We start from the raw sequence: 13,798 nt of genomic DNA, 5'->3' as shown, positions 1-13,798 counted from the left end.
AGCAGGTTACTTGGCAGCGAACGCCGAGTAGCTGTTCATCAGGTTGCGGTAGTTGGGAATGCGCGGCGAGAGCAGGTTGGCCAGGCCTTCCATGTCGTTGCGCCAGTCCACTTGCAGCTCGCAGGCCACCGAGAACCAGTTGACCAGTTGCGCACCGGCGGCGGTCATACGCGCCCAGGCGGCTTGTTGCACGGTTTCGTTGAAAGTGCCGGAAGCGTCGGTGACCACGAAAACCTCAAAGCCTTCGTCAAGGGCACACAGGGTCGGGAACGCCACGCACACGTCGGTCACCACACCAGCAATGATGATCTGCTTGCGGCCGGTGGCCTTGACGGCCTTGACGAAATCTTCGTTGTCCCACGCGTTGATCTGGCCAGGGCGCGGGATGTACGGCGCGTCGGGGAACAGTTCTTTGAGCTCAGGCACCAGCGGGCCGTTGGGGCCGCTTTCAAAGCTGGTGGTCAGGATGGTCGGCAGGTTGAAGAACTTCGCCACGTCGGCCAGGGCCAGCACGTTGTTCTTGAACTCGTTGGGGGAGAAATCCTGCACCAGGGAGATCAGGCCGGTCTGGTGATCAACCAACAGCACAACAGCATCGTCTTTGTTCAAGCGCTTGTAAGTCATGGGTAACTCCTTTGGGGATGGGGTGTTTTTCAAAAAGCAAAGCAGGAGCAGCCGAACGCCCCCCAGAAACCCTGGAAGTCGCTGACCGGCACGCTGGAAAGGCGCGCTTTTTCATGGCTGTGGGCATGCACGCCACAAGGGCCGCTGCACTGGTGAACCTGGGCCTGCATCGGCGACGTCGGGCGCCAGTGCCCTGGCACCTTGACCACCGGCGACCAGTCGGGCAGCACCGGTACCCGTGGCGGTGCGAAGTCTTCGAAGTCGCCAGCGCCGTACACGACCTTGCCGCCGACCACTGTCAGCACCGACTCGATCCATTTGATGGCTTCTTCCTCGACACTGAAAAAGTCCGCCGACAACGCGGCGACATCCGCCAGTTGGCCGACCTTGATCTGGCCTTTCTTGCCCTGCTCGGACGAGAACCAGGCGCTGCCGTGGGTGAACAACTCCAACGCGGTAAGGCGCGGCAAACCCTCGGCGTGCAGCTCCAGGCCGCCGACGGTACGGCCGCTGACCATCCAGTACAGCGAGGTCCAGGGGTTGTAGCTCGACACGCGGGTGGCATCGGTGCCCGCCCCTACCGGCACGCCTTCGGCCAGCATGCGCTTGATCGGCGGCGTGGCTTCGGCGGCTTTGGCGCCGTAGCGCTCGACAAAGTATTCGCCCTGGAACGCCATGCGATCCTGGATCGCAATACCGCCACCGAGGGCACGCACGCGTTCGATGTTTTTCGGGGTGATGGTTTCGGCGTGGTCGAAGAACCACGGCAAGCCATTGAACGGGATGTCGCGGTTGACCTTCTCGAACACGTCGAGCATGCGCGAGATGGACTCGTCGTAAGTGGCGTGCAAGCGGAACGGCCAGCGCTGTTCTACCAGGTGGCGTACCACCGGTTCCAGTTCCTGCTCCATGGTCAGCGGCAGGTCCGGGCGGGGTTCGAGGAAGTCTTCGAAATCGGCCGCCGAGAACACCAGCATCTCGCCGGCACCGTTGTGGCGCAGGTAGTCATCGCCCTGGTGCAGGGTGACGCTGCCGGTCCAGTTCTTGAAGTCGCTGAGTTCTTCCTTGGGCTTCTGGGTGAACAGGTTGTAGGCGATGCGCACCGTCAACTGTTGATCCTTGGCCAGTTGCTCGATCACCGCGTAGTCATCGGGGTAATTCTGGAAACCGCCGCCGGCATCGATGGCACTGGTCAGGCCCAGGCGATTGAGTTCACGCATGAACTGGCGGGTGGAGTTGACCTGGTATTCCAGGGGCAATTTCGGGCCTTTGGCCAAGGTCGAGTACAAAATCATCGCGTTAGGCCGTGCCACCAGCATGCCGGTGGGGTTGCCGTTGCTGTCGCGCACGATCTCACCGCCCGGCGGGTTCGGCGTGTCCTTGGTGTAGCCCGCCACCCGCAGGGCTGCGCGGTTGAGCAAGGCGCGGTCGTACAGGTGCAGCACGAACACCGGGGTGTCCGGGGCGGCCCGGTTGAGTTCTTCCAGGGTGGGCATGCGCTTTTCAGCGAACTGGAATTCGTTCCAGCCGCCCACCACGCGCACCCATTGCGGCGTGGGCGTGCGGTCGGCCTGGTCCTTGAGCATGCGCAAGGCATCGGCCAGGGACGGCACGCCTTCCCAGCGCAGTTCAAGGTTGTAGTTCAACCCGCCACGAATCAGGTGCAAGTGCGAGTCGTTGAGGCCGGGAATCACGGTGCGGCCCTTGAGGTCGATGACCTGGGTGCCGCTACCACGCAGGGCCATGGCTTCGCCGTCGGTCCCCACGGCGACAAAGCGCCCTTGGTGGATGGCCACGGCGGTGGCGCGTGGGTTTTCCCGGTCCACGGTGTGGAACTGGCCATTGAACAGAATCAGATCGGCGTTCATAGGGTTTCCTTTACAGAGGCTTCAAGCCAGGGAGCGAACAGGCGGGTGGCCGCCGGCATCAGCAGGTACACCACCAGCAACACGATGGTCAGGGTGACCAGGAAGGTGGAGACCACGTAATTGGACAAAAACGGGTGCAACCGCAGGATCGGCCCCCAGATAAACGGCAGCAGCAAGGTTTGCGGCAGGATCACAAACAGGCTGACCACCGCCTGCTTCCAGCGCGGCGGTTTGGCACCGCCCTCGGCCTGGGGCGTGAACCAGAATTCATTGGCCGCGCCGATTTCCGTCTGGTCGCCGTCCGCCAGCATGGGCGCGGCTTCGTCGATCAAGGCCTGGCGTTGCGGGGAACCGAGCCACAGCTCAAGGGCGTTGGTGGAGCTATAGCGCAGTACGCAAGTGAACAGCGCCATGCCGTTTTGCTGGCTGCGCACCACGTCAACACCCAGGTGCCCAGGGCGTTCGCCCGCGATGCGCACGATGCGGCGCAACCAGGCTTCGTACTCGACTTCAAAGCCGGGTTTGACCCGGTGCTTGACGACCAGGGTGACGACTTCGTCGGGGCTGGTGTTGACGGTTGAATCCATGGCTGAGTGCTTCCCCGGAGTATTGAGCGATGGGGAGAGTCTGGCCGTTGAGCGGTGGGGAGAATTGGATGTATGTGCTGTTTGGCTCGTTGCAGGAGCGAGGGGGACGTCTAGTTCTTGCTCGCGAAGAACCTCAACGATAACGCGGGCTTACTGGTTCAACGTGGCGCCCTCAGGTTTTTCGCGAGCAAGCTCGCTCCTACAATTACCGGCAAAGCTACGTCGCCCGGGCCATGTGTTCCGCAATCCTGCCCCTCAGCCACCGCTCCGCCGGGTCGTTGTCATGCACCCCGCTCCACACCATCGACAACTCCGCTGCATCAATCGCAAACGGCGGGTCCTCGGCGCGCAGGCGTGTGCCTTCGGTCAACGCGCACGCGGCGTAATCGGGCACAGTGGCGATAATTTGCGTGCCCGCCAGCAACGCCCGTAACCCGCTGAACTGCGGCACTGCCAGCACCACCCGGCGCGAGCGGCCGATGCGGGCCAGGTCCAGGTCGATATTGCCGCTCAGGTCGCCGGAGAACGACACCATCGCATGGGGCCTGGCGCAGTAGTCATCCAGGGTCAGCGGCGCCTCGCCGTCATCCCCGCGCAGGACCTTGCAGGGGATATCGCGCAGTTTCTTGCGCTTGGCATTGGCCGGCAAATCGGTGGTGTAGCTGACCCCCACGGAGATTTCACCGCTGGCCAGCAGCGAGGGCATCAACAGGTAATTGGCGCGGCGCACCACCACGATGATGCCCGGCGCTTCTTCGCGCAGGCGGCTGAGTAACGACGGAAACAGCCCGAACTCCGCATCATCGGACAGGCCGATGCGAAACACCGCGCAGCTGGTGGAAGGGTCGAAATCCTTGGCACGGCTGACGGCGCCCGAGATGGTGTCCATGGCCGGTTGCAGCTCCTTGAGTATCGCCAGTGCACGCGCGGTGGGTTCCATGGCACGGCCGTTGCGCAGCAGCAACGGGTCGTCGAACAAATCGCGCAAACGGCCCAACGCGGCGCTCACGGCCGGTTGGCCGATAAACAGTTTTTCGGCGACCCGGGTCAGGTTTTTCTCGAACATCAAGGCTTCGAAAATCACCAGCAGGTTCATATCGACGCGGCGCAGATCGTTGCGGTTCATGGGCGCTATCCAAACGTTTTTCAGGGGGCCAGGGAAGCATGCACCGCACGCCAGGGATTGCATAGCTGTGCTGTCTTTTCCAGCACCGCACCTGGCGAAATTAACAACGATTAACTCGTCAGCCAGGCAGCCCGGCAACAAGATGAAGCGCGTCTACACTGCATCCATCCACCGGGAACGTTCCCATCGACTGCGGATATTTGTCATGGCCCGACTCGAGCAATATGCCCCCCGGTTGCCCGCCACCGGTGGCCTGTGCCCCCGCCGTGAGCGCATCGCCAAGCAACTGATCCTTGCCAACCTCGGCGAAAGCCTGGCGATCGCCGACCTGGCCCAGGCCTGCGCCTTGTCGCGCAGCCACTTTTCCCGCGCCTTCAAGTGCACCACCGGGCTGTCGCCTCAGGAATGGATTCGCCAGCAACGCATCCAGCGCGCCAAGGAATTGATTACCGGCTCGTCCCTGAGCCTCACGCAGATCAGCCTGGAATGCGGCTTTTGCGACCAGGCGCACTTTTGCCATATGTTCACCCGCAGCGAAGGCGTCAACCCGATGACCTGGCGAAACCACCACTCGCGCAGCAAACCTGATGTGATCGCTGCCTAGTGGTCTGCGCGCACCTGGAATATGCTGGCCGCTCTCTTCCTCCAGAACCTGGGCAGCCATGAATGACTTGAGCGACCAGGCCGTGCATTTCGGCCCCTACCGCATCCACCCGCGCCAGCGCCTGGTGCTGGAGGCCGGCCGCCCGCTGCGCCTGGGGCGGCGGGCGGTGGACATTTTGCTGATCCTGCTGGAGCACGCCGGCAATGTGGTGAGCAAACAGGAGCTGATCGCACGGGTCTGGCCTAAAAGTGTGGTGGAAGACGGCAACCTGCGGGTGCACATGGCCGCGTTGCGCAAGGCGCTGGGTGACGGCCAGGCCGGGCAGCGCTATATCGTCACGGTCGCCCAGCGCGGCTACAGTTTTGTTGCGCCACTGAGCATCGAACCCATGACGCTGCCCACCGACGGTGCGCCCCAACGCCCCAGCCATAACCTGCCCCTGCGCCGCACACGCATGATCGGCCGCCAAGCGCTGATCGACGCCCTGGTGCAACAACTGCCGCAGCAACGTTTCATCACGCTGACCGGCGCCGGTGGCATCGGCAAGACTACTGTGGCCTTGCGCGTCGCCGAATTGCTGATCGGGCATTACCGCGACGGTATTCACCTGCTGGACCTGGCGCCGCTCAGTGCAGCGTCCATGATCCTGCCCAACCTGGCCGCCTTGCTCGGCCTGACACCGGGCGAAAATACGGCCCTGGCCAGCCTCGCCCGCAGCCTGCAGGCACGCCAGATGCTGCTGGTGATCGACAACTGCGAGCACCTGCTCGACGACATCGCCCTGATCAGTGAAACCCTGCTGCGCCATGCACCGCACCTGCACATCCTTACCACCAGCCGCGAAGCCCTGCGCGCCGAAGGTGAGTATGTGCAGCGCCTTGAACCACTGGCCTGCCCGCCCGCCACCGGCAACCGCGCCCAGGCCCTGGGTTACCCGGCCATGCAATTGCTGATCGAGCGCGCCATGTCCCACCAGGAGAGCTTTGCCCTGAGCGACGCTGAACTGCCCCTGGCGATTGATATCTGCCAGCGCCTGGACGGCATTCCTTTGGCCATCGAACTGGTGGCCGCGCAAATCGAACGGTTTGGCTTGCCGGGCCTGTTGGTGCAGATGGAAGACAACTTTCGCCTGCTGACCCGCGGGCGACGCACTGCCCTGCCCCGCCAGCAGACCCTGCGCGCCACGCTCGACTGGAGCTTTGACCTGCTCACCGAGTGCGAACAAATCTGCCTGCGCCGCCTGGCGGTCTTCCGTGGCGGCTTCAGCCTGGTCAGCGCAGCGGCGGTGATCGCCGGGGAGCAAGTGGCCCCCGCCGAAGTGCTGGGCTCCATCACGCAACTGGTGGCCAAGTCGTTATTGAATGTGGAGGCCAGCGATGACGAAATGGTCTATCGCCTGCTGGACATCACTCGCACCTATGCCCTGGAAAAGCTCAGCCAGGCCTGCGAGCTGCATGCCACGCGAGAGCGCCACGCTGCACGCTGCCTGGCGCTGATGGAACAGGCCCAGGGCGACTGGGACTTGATCGCCACGCAGCCGTGGATCGACCGCTATGCACCGCTGCGCGAAGACGTGCGCGCCGCTCTCGACTGGGGCTTTGCCGATGGCGGTGCGCAGTTGATGGCTATCCGCCTGACGGTCAGCGCAATGCCCCTGTGGCAAGAACTGTCGTTGCTGCGTGAACACGGCGGCTATGTGGACCAGGCGCTGGCGCTGATCGACCAGGTCACCGCGCCCTGCGCGCAATTGACTCTGCAACTGCAATTGGCCCTGGGCAGCCTGTCCTATCACGCCATGGGCGCTGCGCCTCGCACCATTGCAGCATTCGAAGGGGCCGCGCGCCTGGCCGAGGCGCGCCAGGATCGTGCCGGCCAGTTGCGCGCGGTCTCCGGGCTGATGGCGGTGAACCTGTGCGCCGGGCGCTACGGCCCAGCGCAGGAGCTGAGTGTGCAGTTCGAACGCCTCGACCCACGCAACGAGCCGTTGCTGGACCTGAGCGCCCAGCGGCTGCGTGCGCTGGGCCAGCATTACACCGGTAACCAGGCCCTTGCGCGGCACCACGCCGAGCAGGTGCTGCAGCGTATGTCCCAAAGCGGTCACGTGAACCGCTTTGCCCTCGGGGTTGGCGTGCAATACGACCAGAGCGTTGCCTCCTTGACCGTGCTGGCGCGAATCCTGTGGTTGCAAGGCTTTGCCGATCGCGCCTGGCGCACCGCCAGCCAGGCATTGGAGTTGGCGCTGCAGATCAACCATGGCACCTCGATCTGCTACACCCTGGCCCTGGCTGGGGTGGTGATCGCCCGCTACAACGGCGCCGAAGACGACGCCCAAGCCCTGCAACGGCTGCTGCTGGAGCAGTCGCACCAGCATTCGGTGCAGTTGTTCCAGACCTGGGCCGGGCATTACGCCGGTATTCTTGGCCACCCGGATTGGCAAGGCCTGGGCCTGATCCAAGACACCTTGATCACCTTCGGTACCCATGCAGTGGATGCGCCCACCCTGGAGCGCGCGCGCAGTGGTGCGGCGGGCTGGTGCGCCCCGGAGATTGTGCGGGTGTACGCCTTGCAGCTAGAGGATGAGCACGCCGCCGAAGCCCTGCTGCTGGAAGCGCTAGGCCTGGCGCACCAGCAAGGTGCCCTGGCCTGGGAGCTGCGCTGCGGCGAATCCCTGGCGCAATTGTGGCAACAGCAGGGGCGCATTCAGCTCGCCAGGGATTTGCTCGGTTCAATCCATGCACGCTTCAGCGAAGGCTTCGACACCCAGGATCTACTGCGCGTGCGCTGCCTGCTCGACGAGTTGCAGGACAAACGGCCGGCCTGAGAACGCGCCCAGGCAAGGCGCGTAGCCTTGCTGCAAACGCTCGACCTGACGCGGGTCGCGCAGTTGCCCCAAAGCGTAGCTGCGCACACAGTTGAGCAGCCGATAGCGCGCTGGGCCCAGGCCGGGCTCGACGCTCAGCAACGAGACGTTGACCAGGCGTGCCAGCAGGTAAGACAGGTCGGCATGTTCAAGCTCGGTACCGGCCACCATGTCACTCAGGCCAGGTAAGGTGACCGCCATCTTGAACAGGCTCAATTGCAGAAACAGCCAGCACTCCGGCAGGCTCAGGCGCTCGTAGCTCCAATCCAGGGCCGCGGTGAGTGAGCGATGACGCTCCACCGCCGTGCGCCGACCTCGGGCCAGCACTTGCAAGCCCGTGCGCACTTGCATTTGCACACCGCCGATGCCCAACGCATCCACCTGGGCGGCCGCCAATTCCAGGGCTAGCGGCAGGCCGTCCAGGCGCCGACACAGGTCGCGCAGCGGCGCCAAATCCTGGGGCCGCAAATTAAACCCCTGCTGATTGGCACGCGCGCGCGCCACGAACAGTTGCACCGCAGGACAGGCCATCGCCTGTTCGACATTGGCCGACGGCGACGGCACCGCCAGCCTAGGCACGCGCAGCACCCACTCGCCAGGGGCCAGCAAGGCTTCGCGGCTGGTGATCAGCACGCTGATGCCAGGCGCCGTCGCGCGCAGCGCACGCAGTAGCTGTCGGCATGCGCCCAGCAGCAGGTCGGCGCCGTCGAGTATCAGCAGCAACTGGCGCGAGGCCAGGCGCCGGCCCAGTTCGTTGAAACTATCGGGCGTCGAATGCAACTGCAGTACCCTGGCGAGGCTGCCGAGCAGTTCGCTCGGCGCTTGCACAACGGCCATGTCGAGCCACCATACCCCGTCGCGATAACGCGGCAATGCCCGCTCGGCCAGGGCCAGGGCGAGTGTGCTCTTGCCAATGCCGGCCACGCCGGTGAGGGTCAACAACCGCTGCACGGCCAAACGCCGCGCCAGCACGCCCACCAGTGCATCGCGCCCCCACACCGGGCTCAGCCGCGCCGCCAAGTTGTGCTGAGGCAGCAGCGTCGGCAGCGCGTCCTGCGCAGGCGCAGCGAAGCAGTAACCGCGCTGGGGGTGATTGAGGATCCAGCGTTGGCCGTCCAGGGCGCGACGCAATGCGGCAATGTGCACGCGCAGGTTGCTCTCTTCGACGACGCTGTTGGGCCACACCCGCTCGATCAAGGTCGCCTTGCTGATGAAATGCCCGGGCGCTTCGAGCAGTACCGCAAGAATATCCAAGGCTCGCCCGCCCAGCGGTACCGGCCAGCCGGCCTTACTGACCAGGCGCTGCTGCCGATGAAAGGTGTAGGGGCCAAAGCTCACCGCCGTAGCATTTTGCATGTCCGTCACAGCGCTGAAACACCCGTGCTTGAGTGCCTGCGCATCCTTTTTCCATGGGCTCGACGCTATCTTGCCAGTTGGCGATGACAGGACAATGCTGGCACGGGGAGCGATACGGACAATCGGGTGCCTGAGACGGACATGCTGTCGTTAACTGAACTGTTGTCGGTATTGGGTAGGGTTCAAACCGAGCTTTTCGCTGAACAGAAAGCGCATATGCCGCACGCTGCCAAAGCCTGCGTGGAAGGCCACGGTCTTGAGCGGCAGGTCGGTGGTTTCCAGCAGGTGCCGGGCCCGGTCGATACGCGCGCCTTGCAGGAACGCCATGGGCGTCATCTGCACGTCCTTGGCGAACAGCCGCGCAAAGTGGCGCGCGCTCATGCCTGCCAGCTCGGCCATGGACTCGATGGTAAAGGGTTGATCCAGATGCGCCAGCACGTGGTTCTGCACGCGGGTGATCGGGGTCTCTTGCGGCGCCACGGCAGCAGTCATCGGGCTGAACTGGGCCTGGCCGCCCTGGCGTTTCATCACCACCAGCAGCACCTTGGCCACATCCACCGCCACTTGCTTGCCGTGGTCCTGGGCGACGACCGACAGGGCCAGGTCGATACCTGCGGTGACGCCGCCAGAGGTGATCAGGCGCCCGTCCTGCAAATAGATGCGATCGGTCTCGACAATGGCGTTGGGAAACGCCTTGATCAACCGCTCGGTGTAGTGCCAATGGGTGGTCACGCGGTGCCCGTCGAGCAAGCCTGCGTGGCCGAGCACAAAAGCGCCGGTGCAGATCGAGCCAAAACGCCGAGCCCGTGGCGCCGCCGCTTTGAGCCAGGGCAACAACGCGGGATGGCATTCGTTATAGGCGCCGGGGCCGCCGGGCACCAACAGCAGGTCATAGGCCGCCTGGGCCTGTTCCAACAGCAGATCGGTCTGCACGCTCACGCCGTTGGAGGCCCGCAACGGGCCGGGCTCGGTGCCGACGGTCAGGATCTGGTAGTGATCGGCCGCCGGCAGATAGCGGTTGGCAATCGAAAACACTTCCAGCGGCCCGGCCATGTCGAGCAGCAGGAAGTCCGGGAACAGCGCCATGGCCACGGTTTTCATAAGCGGGAAATGTCCATCGAGAAGGAGTGCGGCGGGCATTATGGCACGACTTTAACTGTCAACCTGAAAGAGACAGTTATTCTATTTTCATCTTCTTAATCAATCATTCGTTAACCATTAACCTTCTTCTCAACGCAAGCGCCCTGCATCTCGCAGCCCGCGCTCACTTGAGGACTGGACCATGCTGACCCTTCGCAAAGCTTCCGAACGCGGCGCCGCCAATCACGGTTGGTTGAAGTCGTTCCACACCTTCTCTTTTGCCAACTACTGGAACCCCAAGGAACAGGGTTTTTCCGACCTGCTGGTGATCAACGATGACCGCGTCGCCGCAGGCAAAGGCTTCGGCCAGCACCCGCACCGCGACATGGAAATCTTCTCCTACGTGCTCGAAGGCGCGCTGGAGCACAAGGACACCCTGGGCACCGGCTCAGTGATCCGCCCCGGCGATGTGCAACTGATGAGTGCCGGCAGCGGCGTGGCCCACAGCGAGTTCAACCATAGCCAGCGTCATGGCGTGCACTTCCTGCAAATCTGGATCGTGCCCAACGAAGCCGGCGCCAAACCGCGCTATCAGCAAGAGCATTTCACTGAAGCGCAAAAACGTGGGCGCTTGCAGTTGATCATCTCGCCGGAGGGCGCCAACGGTTCGCTGAAAGTGCGCCAGGACGCACGAGTGTATGCCGGACTCTTCGACGCTGACGAAAGTGCCCGCCTGGAACTGGCGCCAGATCGCTACGCCTACGTCCATGTGGCGCGCGGCAGCATTGAACTCAACGGCCAGCGCTTGCAGGAAGGCGACGGTGTACGTGTACGGGACGAACGCCAGATCCGCCTGAGCCATGGCGAAGACGCCGAAGTGCTGGTGTTTGACCTGCGCCCCAACGAACTGCCGCAAATGCCATGACGGCCGCAGTGATGGTCCCGCCAACGGGACCATCGTTGGCGTCGATAGTCACCATCAGCGCAATGAAGTTCTCTTAAAAAATGCAACGCGTAACATCAAACCCATGCCAAACGGCACCCAACTAAAACACTCGGAGCACACCATCATGAAACGCCAACTCTTGCTTAGCCTCGCTTTCTCGGTACTCGCTGCAAACGCTTTTGCCCACCCGGTTGTCGCTGAAGGCGGCGCGGATCGCCTGATAGAAACCCGCGTTGCCGAAGGTGGCGCGGATCGCCTGCAAGAACGCGGTTTGGCTGAAGGTGGTGCTGATCGCCTGCAAGAACGCGGTTTGGCTGAAGGTGGTGCTGATCGCCTGCAAGAACGCGGTCTGGCTGAAGGCGGTGCTGATCGCCTGCAAGAACGTGGCCTGGCTGAAGGCGGAGCGGATCGCCTGCAAGAACGCGGTCTGGCTGAAGGCGGTGCTGATCGCTTGCAGGAACGTGGTCTGGCTGAAGGCGGTGCTGATCGCTTGCAAGAACGTGGTCTGGCTGAAGGCGGTGCCGAGCGCTTGCTGAGCACCCACGTATAACCCCGCACTGTTGGCGGGACACCCCAAACCGGCCTGATCAGCCGGTTTTTTTTCGTCTTCAATTTCTATCACACTGCCCCCCGTAACCACGATGCGAAGCGAGCCGCTCTTGATCTGCTCTTGATCTTGATCTCAGGCGCCCCGTTAAACCACGCTGGCCGGAATTCGACAGAGATTTGGGGGGTAAACCGGCAGGGATGCCGGTTTAGCCGCCCCGCGCCATGGATGGCGCGTGGCGGCGGCCCCCTAAATCACTGGCGGATTGCGGGCACACCGAGCCTAAGCGAGGTGCCGAGTGGTGGGGCAAGAGCGCTTTGCTTACTTTCGCGCTTTTCGAAAGTGAGCCGCCGTCAGGGCGGAACCCTAGGCGGCCGTTACCGAAGAAATGGATATGTACACAATCCAGCTGTGTTGACTGTCAGGCCGCCTTCGCGAGCAAGCCCGCTCCCACAGTTGGATCTTGGGGTGTCAGGTAGAGGGGTGTCGACCGGCAGGCCGTCATCGCAGGCAAGCCAGCTCCCACATTTGGACTGCGGGGTGTCAGGTAGAGAGGTGTCGGCTGACAGGCTCTCACAGTTTAATCACGGGGCAGTCAGAAACTTCTTGCGATACGCCGCCGGCAGCATCCCCACCCGCTGCTGAAACAACCGCCTAAACGAATTACTGTCCTCATAACCCACCGCATACGTAATGCTATCGAGCGTCATCCGTGTCGACTCAAGCATCTGCTTGGCACGCTCCAGACGCAGGCTCTGCAGATAACCAATCGGCGTACACCCTGTGGCTTCCTTGAAGCGCCGCTTGAAATTACGCACCCCAAAGCCAAAGCGCTGGGCAACCTCGTCGATCACCAATGACTGCGCAAAGTGCTGCTCCAACCAATGCTGCACACGCAGGATCTGCGCATCACCGTGGCTCTTGGGCAGCGACCACATCGCGTAGACCGACTGCTCAGTGCGCCCAGCATCGATCAGCAAATACTTGCCGCAGGTATGAGCCAGCTCCGGCGAACCGAAACGGCGGACCAGCTGCAGCATCAAATCCATCGCCGCCGTAGCGCCGCCACAGGTGATCAGGCGATTGTCTTCGCAGAGGATCTGCCCCTCATCCAGGCTGACCTGGGCATACCGACGCCGGAAAAACCCGGCAAATGCCCAGTGAGTCGTCGCACGCAAGCCGTGCAATAACCCCGTCTCGGCCAGCATGAAGGCCGCCGTGCACATCGAAGCCAACACAGCGCCCTGCCCATGCTGCTCACGCAACCAGGGGCCGTAAGCGGCGAACGTCGGCAGGGCTTCCTTGAGGGTAAAGAGAAAACCGGGAATCAGCACCAGGTCGGTGTGCGCGATCTGCGCCAGTGAACCGTGCACCTGCAGGCATTGCCCACCCCATACCGTCACCGGCTGGCCGTCCAGGGACGCGAGCGTCACCTCGAAGGGTGGGCTTTGCGCGAACAGATTGGCCGCACTGAGCATTTCCATGGCCAGGGTGGCACTGGCAGCGGAACACTGATCCGCCAGGAGCAAGGTGACATGCATGTAAAAACTCCGGCTTGCACTTTTCGCATGTAATAAGTCATTTACGCATCTACCTTAGCCGATTCCGCCCCCGTACAGTGCGGCCATTAATCAACTGTCTGGCGTTTTTATGAATCTCTGGTTTCGATTACTGCTCATGCTGTTGCGCCGCCCCTGGCGCAAACCGGTTCACGGCCTGGCCACCACGGTGGTGCGCATGCGCGTCTGGCCGCTGGACCTGGACCTGAACCGGCATGTCACCAATGGCCGGTATTTCACCCTGGCCGATGTGGCACGCATGGATTTTGTGCTGCGCACGGGCGCCTTTCGCGTGGCGCTGCGTCACAAGGCTATGCCGATAGTCGGCGATACCTGGGGCAAGTTCCGTCGGGAATTGAAGCTGTTTGAGGCATTCGACGTGCACACCCGCATTCTCGGCTGGGACCACAAGTGGAACCTGATGGAGCACCGCTTCGTCAGCAATGGGCGGGTGGTCGGCGTGGTGGTGATGCGCGGGCTGTTTCGCTCCGCCAAGGGCACCCTGCCCCCGGCTGAATTTATTCGCGAACTGGGCTTGGACGACACTTCACCGCCGATGCCGCAATGGTTGAGCGACTGGGCACGCAGTTGCGATGAGATGAGTGCGCAATTGCGCGAGGAAGAGCAGGTTTAAAAACCCC

At 63.0% G+C, this 13,798-nt stretch carries 12 protein-coding genes; 5 read left to right on the top strand and 7 right to left on the bottom strand.

The features are described from left to right. Positions 1-6 precede the first annotated feature (6 nt). From ycaC to A7K61_RS13575, 4 genes are all read right to left on the bottom strand, one after another. Positions 7-624, bottom strand: a complete 618-nt coding sequence (gene ycaC / locus A7K61_RS13590) for an isochorismate family cysteine hydrolase YcaC (protein ID WP_003191905.1) — start codon at positions 622-624, stop codon at positions 7-9. Positions 625-653: 29 nt separating this feature from the next. Further along, on the bottom strand, positions 654-2,492 hold the full coding sequence (locus tag A7K61_RS13585) for an amidohydrolase (RefSeq protein WP_069557763.1): 1,839 nt from the start codon (positions 2,490-2,492) through the stop codon (positions 654-656). After that, a complete protein-coding gene (locus A7K61_RS13580) occupies positions 2,489-3,079 on the bottom strand; it encodes an antibiotic biosynthesis monooxygenase (RefSeq protein ID WP_032896806.1) in 591 nt (196 codons plus the stop codon). Before A7K61_RS13580 ends, A7K61_RS13585 begins: the two co-directional genes overlap by 4 nt. A 217-nt stretch (positions 3,080-3,296) precedes the next feature. Further along, positions 3,297-4,205 (bottom strand): LysR family transcriptional regulator, encoded by a 909-nt coding sequence (locus A7K61_RS13575; protein WP_003191909.1) that lies wholly within the window; start codon positions 4,203-4,205, stop codon positions 3,297-3,299. Between the two features lie 205 nt (positions 4,206-4,410). On the opposite strand from A7K61_RS13575, the gene A7K61_RS13570 reads away from it, so the two are divergent. Together A7K61_RS13570 and A7K61_RS13565 are read left to right on the top strand one after the other, a co-directional pair. Further along, positions 4,411-4,809 (top strand): helix-turn-helix domain-containing protein, encoded by a 399-nt coding sequence (locus tag A7K61_RS13570; protein ID WP_003191911.1) that lies wholly within the window; start codon positions 4,411-4,413, stop codon positions 4,807-4,809. Between the two features lie 58 nt (positions 4,810-4,867). Continuing rightward, positions 4,868-7,630 (top strand): winged helix-turn-helix domain-containing protein, encoded by a 2,763-nt coding sequence (locus A7K61_RS13565; RefSeq protein ID WP_047711089.1) that lies wholly within the window; start codon positions 4,868-4,870, stop codon positions 7,628-7,630. Here A7K61_RS13565 and A7K61_RS13560 read toward each other — a convergent pair. Both A7K61_RS13560 and A7K61_RS13555 read right to left on the bottom strand, forming a co-directional pair. Further along, positions 7,577-9,025, bottom strand: a complete 1,449-nt coding sequence (locus A7K61_RS13560; RefSeq protein ID WP_069557762.1) for a winged helix-turn-helix domain-containing protein — start codon at positions 9,023-9,025, stop codon at positions 7,577-7,579. The genes A7K61_RS13565 and A7K61_RS13560 overlap by 54 nt on opposite strands. Positions 9,026-9,175: 150 nt before the next feature. After that, positions 9,176-10,126, bottom strand: coding sequence for a GlxA family transcriptional regulator (locus tag A7K61_RS13555; RefSeq protein WP_044269571.1), 951 nt, complete (start codon positions 10,124-10,126; stop codon positions 9,176-9,178). Between the two features lie 181 nt (positions 10,127-10,307). On the opposite strand from A7K61_RS13555, the gene A7K61_RS13550 reads away from it, so the two are divergent. Then, on the top strand, positions 10,308-11,030 hold the full coding sequence (locus A7K61_RS13550) for a pirin family protein (protein WP_044269568.1): 723 nt from the start codon (positions 10,308-10,310) through the stop codon (positions 11,028-11,030). A 145-nt stretch (positions 11,031-11,175) separates the two neighbouring features. After that, a complete protein-coding gene (locus tag A7K61_RS34075; RefSeq protein WP_083263094.1) occupies positions 11,176-11,601 on the top strand; it encodes a hypothetical protein in 426 nt (141 codons plus the stop codon). A gap of 581 nt (positions 11,602-12,182) precedes the next feature. Here A7K61_RS34075 and A7K61_RS13540 read toward each other — a convergent pair. After that, a complete protein-coding gene (locus tag A7K61_RS13540; protein WP_069557761.1) occupies positions 12,183-13,139 on the bottom strand; it encodes a GlxA family transcriptional regulator in 957 nt (318 codons plus the stop codon). 109 nt (positions 13,140-13,248) lie between these two features. Here A7K61_RS13540 and A7K61_RS13535 point away from each other — a divergent pair, with 109 nt between their 5' ends. Continuing rightward, the gene (locus tag A7K61_RS13535; protein WP_044274483.1) at positions 13,249-13,791 is read left to right on the top strand and encodes a thioesterase family protein; all 543 of its coding nucleotides are present in this window, start codon (positions 13,249-13,251) and stop codon (positions 13,789-13,791) included. Positions 13,792-13,798: the final 7 nt, after the last annotated feature.

The sequence above is a fragment of the Pseudomonas sp. AP42 genome (genome assembly GCF_001728935.1).
Lineage (GTDB): Bacteria > Pseudomonadota > Gammaproteobacteria > Pseudomonadales > Pseudomonadaceae > Aquipseudomonas > Aquipseudomonas lactis.
Note: the sequence above shows the minus strand (reverse complement) of the source record. Positions and strands in the feature narration are given on the sequence as shown.

What these genes read in the sequence shown, in the direction of transcription:
- ycaC (WP_003191905.1), bottom strand. Translation starts at nt 624, where the DNA reads ATGACTTACAAGCGCTTGAACAAAGACGATGCTGTTGTGCTGTTGGTT.
- A7K61_RS13585 (WP_069557763.1), bottom strand. Translation starts at nt 2,492, where the DNA reads ATGAACGCCGATCTGATTCTGTTCAATGGCCAGTTCCACACCGTGGAC.
- A7K61_RS13580 (WP_032896806.1), bottom strand. Translation starts at nt 3,079, where the DNA reads ATGGATTCAACCGTCAACACCAGCCCCGACGAAGTCGTCACCCTGGTC.
- A7K61_RS13575 (WP_003191909.1), bottom strand. Translation starts at nt 4,205, where the DNA reads ATGAACCGCAACGATCTGCGCCGCGTCGATATGAACCTGCTGGTGATT.
- A7K61_RS13570 (WP_003191911.1), top strand. Translation starts at nt 4,411, where the DNA reads ATGGCCCGACTCGAGCAATATGCCCCCCGGTTGCCCGCCACCGGTGGC.
- A7K61_RS13565 (WP_047711089.1), top strand. Translation starts at nt 4,868, where the DNA reads ATGAATGACTTGAGCGACCAGGCCGTGCATTTCGGCCCCTACCGCATC.
- A7K61_RS13560 (WP_069557762.1), bottom strand. Translation starts at nt 9,025, where the DNA reads ATGCAAAATGCTACGGCGGTGAGCTTTGGCCCCTACACCTTTCATCGG.
- A7K61_RS13555 (WP_044269571.1), bottom strand. Translation starts at nt 10,126, where the DNA reads ATGAAAACCGTGGCCATGGCGCTGTTCCCGGACTTCCTGCTGCTCGAC.
- A7K61_RS13550 (WP_044269568.1), top strand. Translation starts at nt 10,308, where the DNA reads ATGCTGACCCTTCGCAAAGCTTCCGAACGCGGCGCCGCCAATCACGGT.
- A7K61_RS34075 (WP_083263094.1), top strand. Translation starts at nt 11,176, where the DNA reads ATGAAACGCCAACTCTTGCTTAGCCTCGCTTTCTCGGTACTCGCTGCA.
- A7K61_RS13540 (WP_069557761.1), bottom strand. Translation starts at nt 13,139, where the DNA reads ATGCATGTCACCTTGCTCCTGGCGGATCAGTGTTCCGCTGCCAGTGCC.
- A7K61_RS13535 (WP_044274483.1), top strand. Translation starts at nt 13,249, where the DNA reads ATGAATCTCTGGTTTCGATTACTGCTCATGCTGTTGCGCCGCCCCTGG.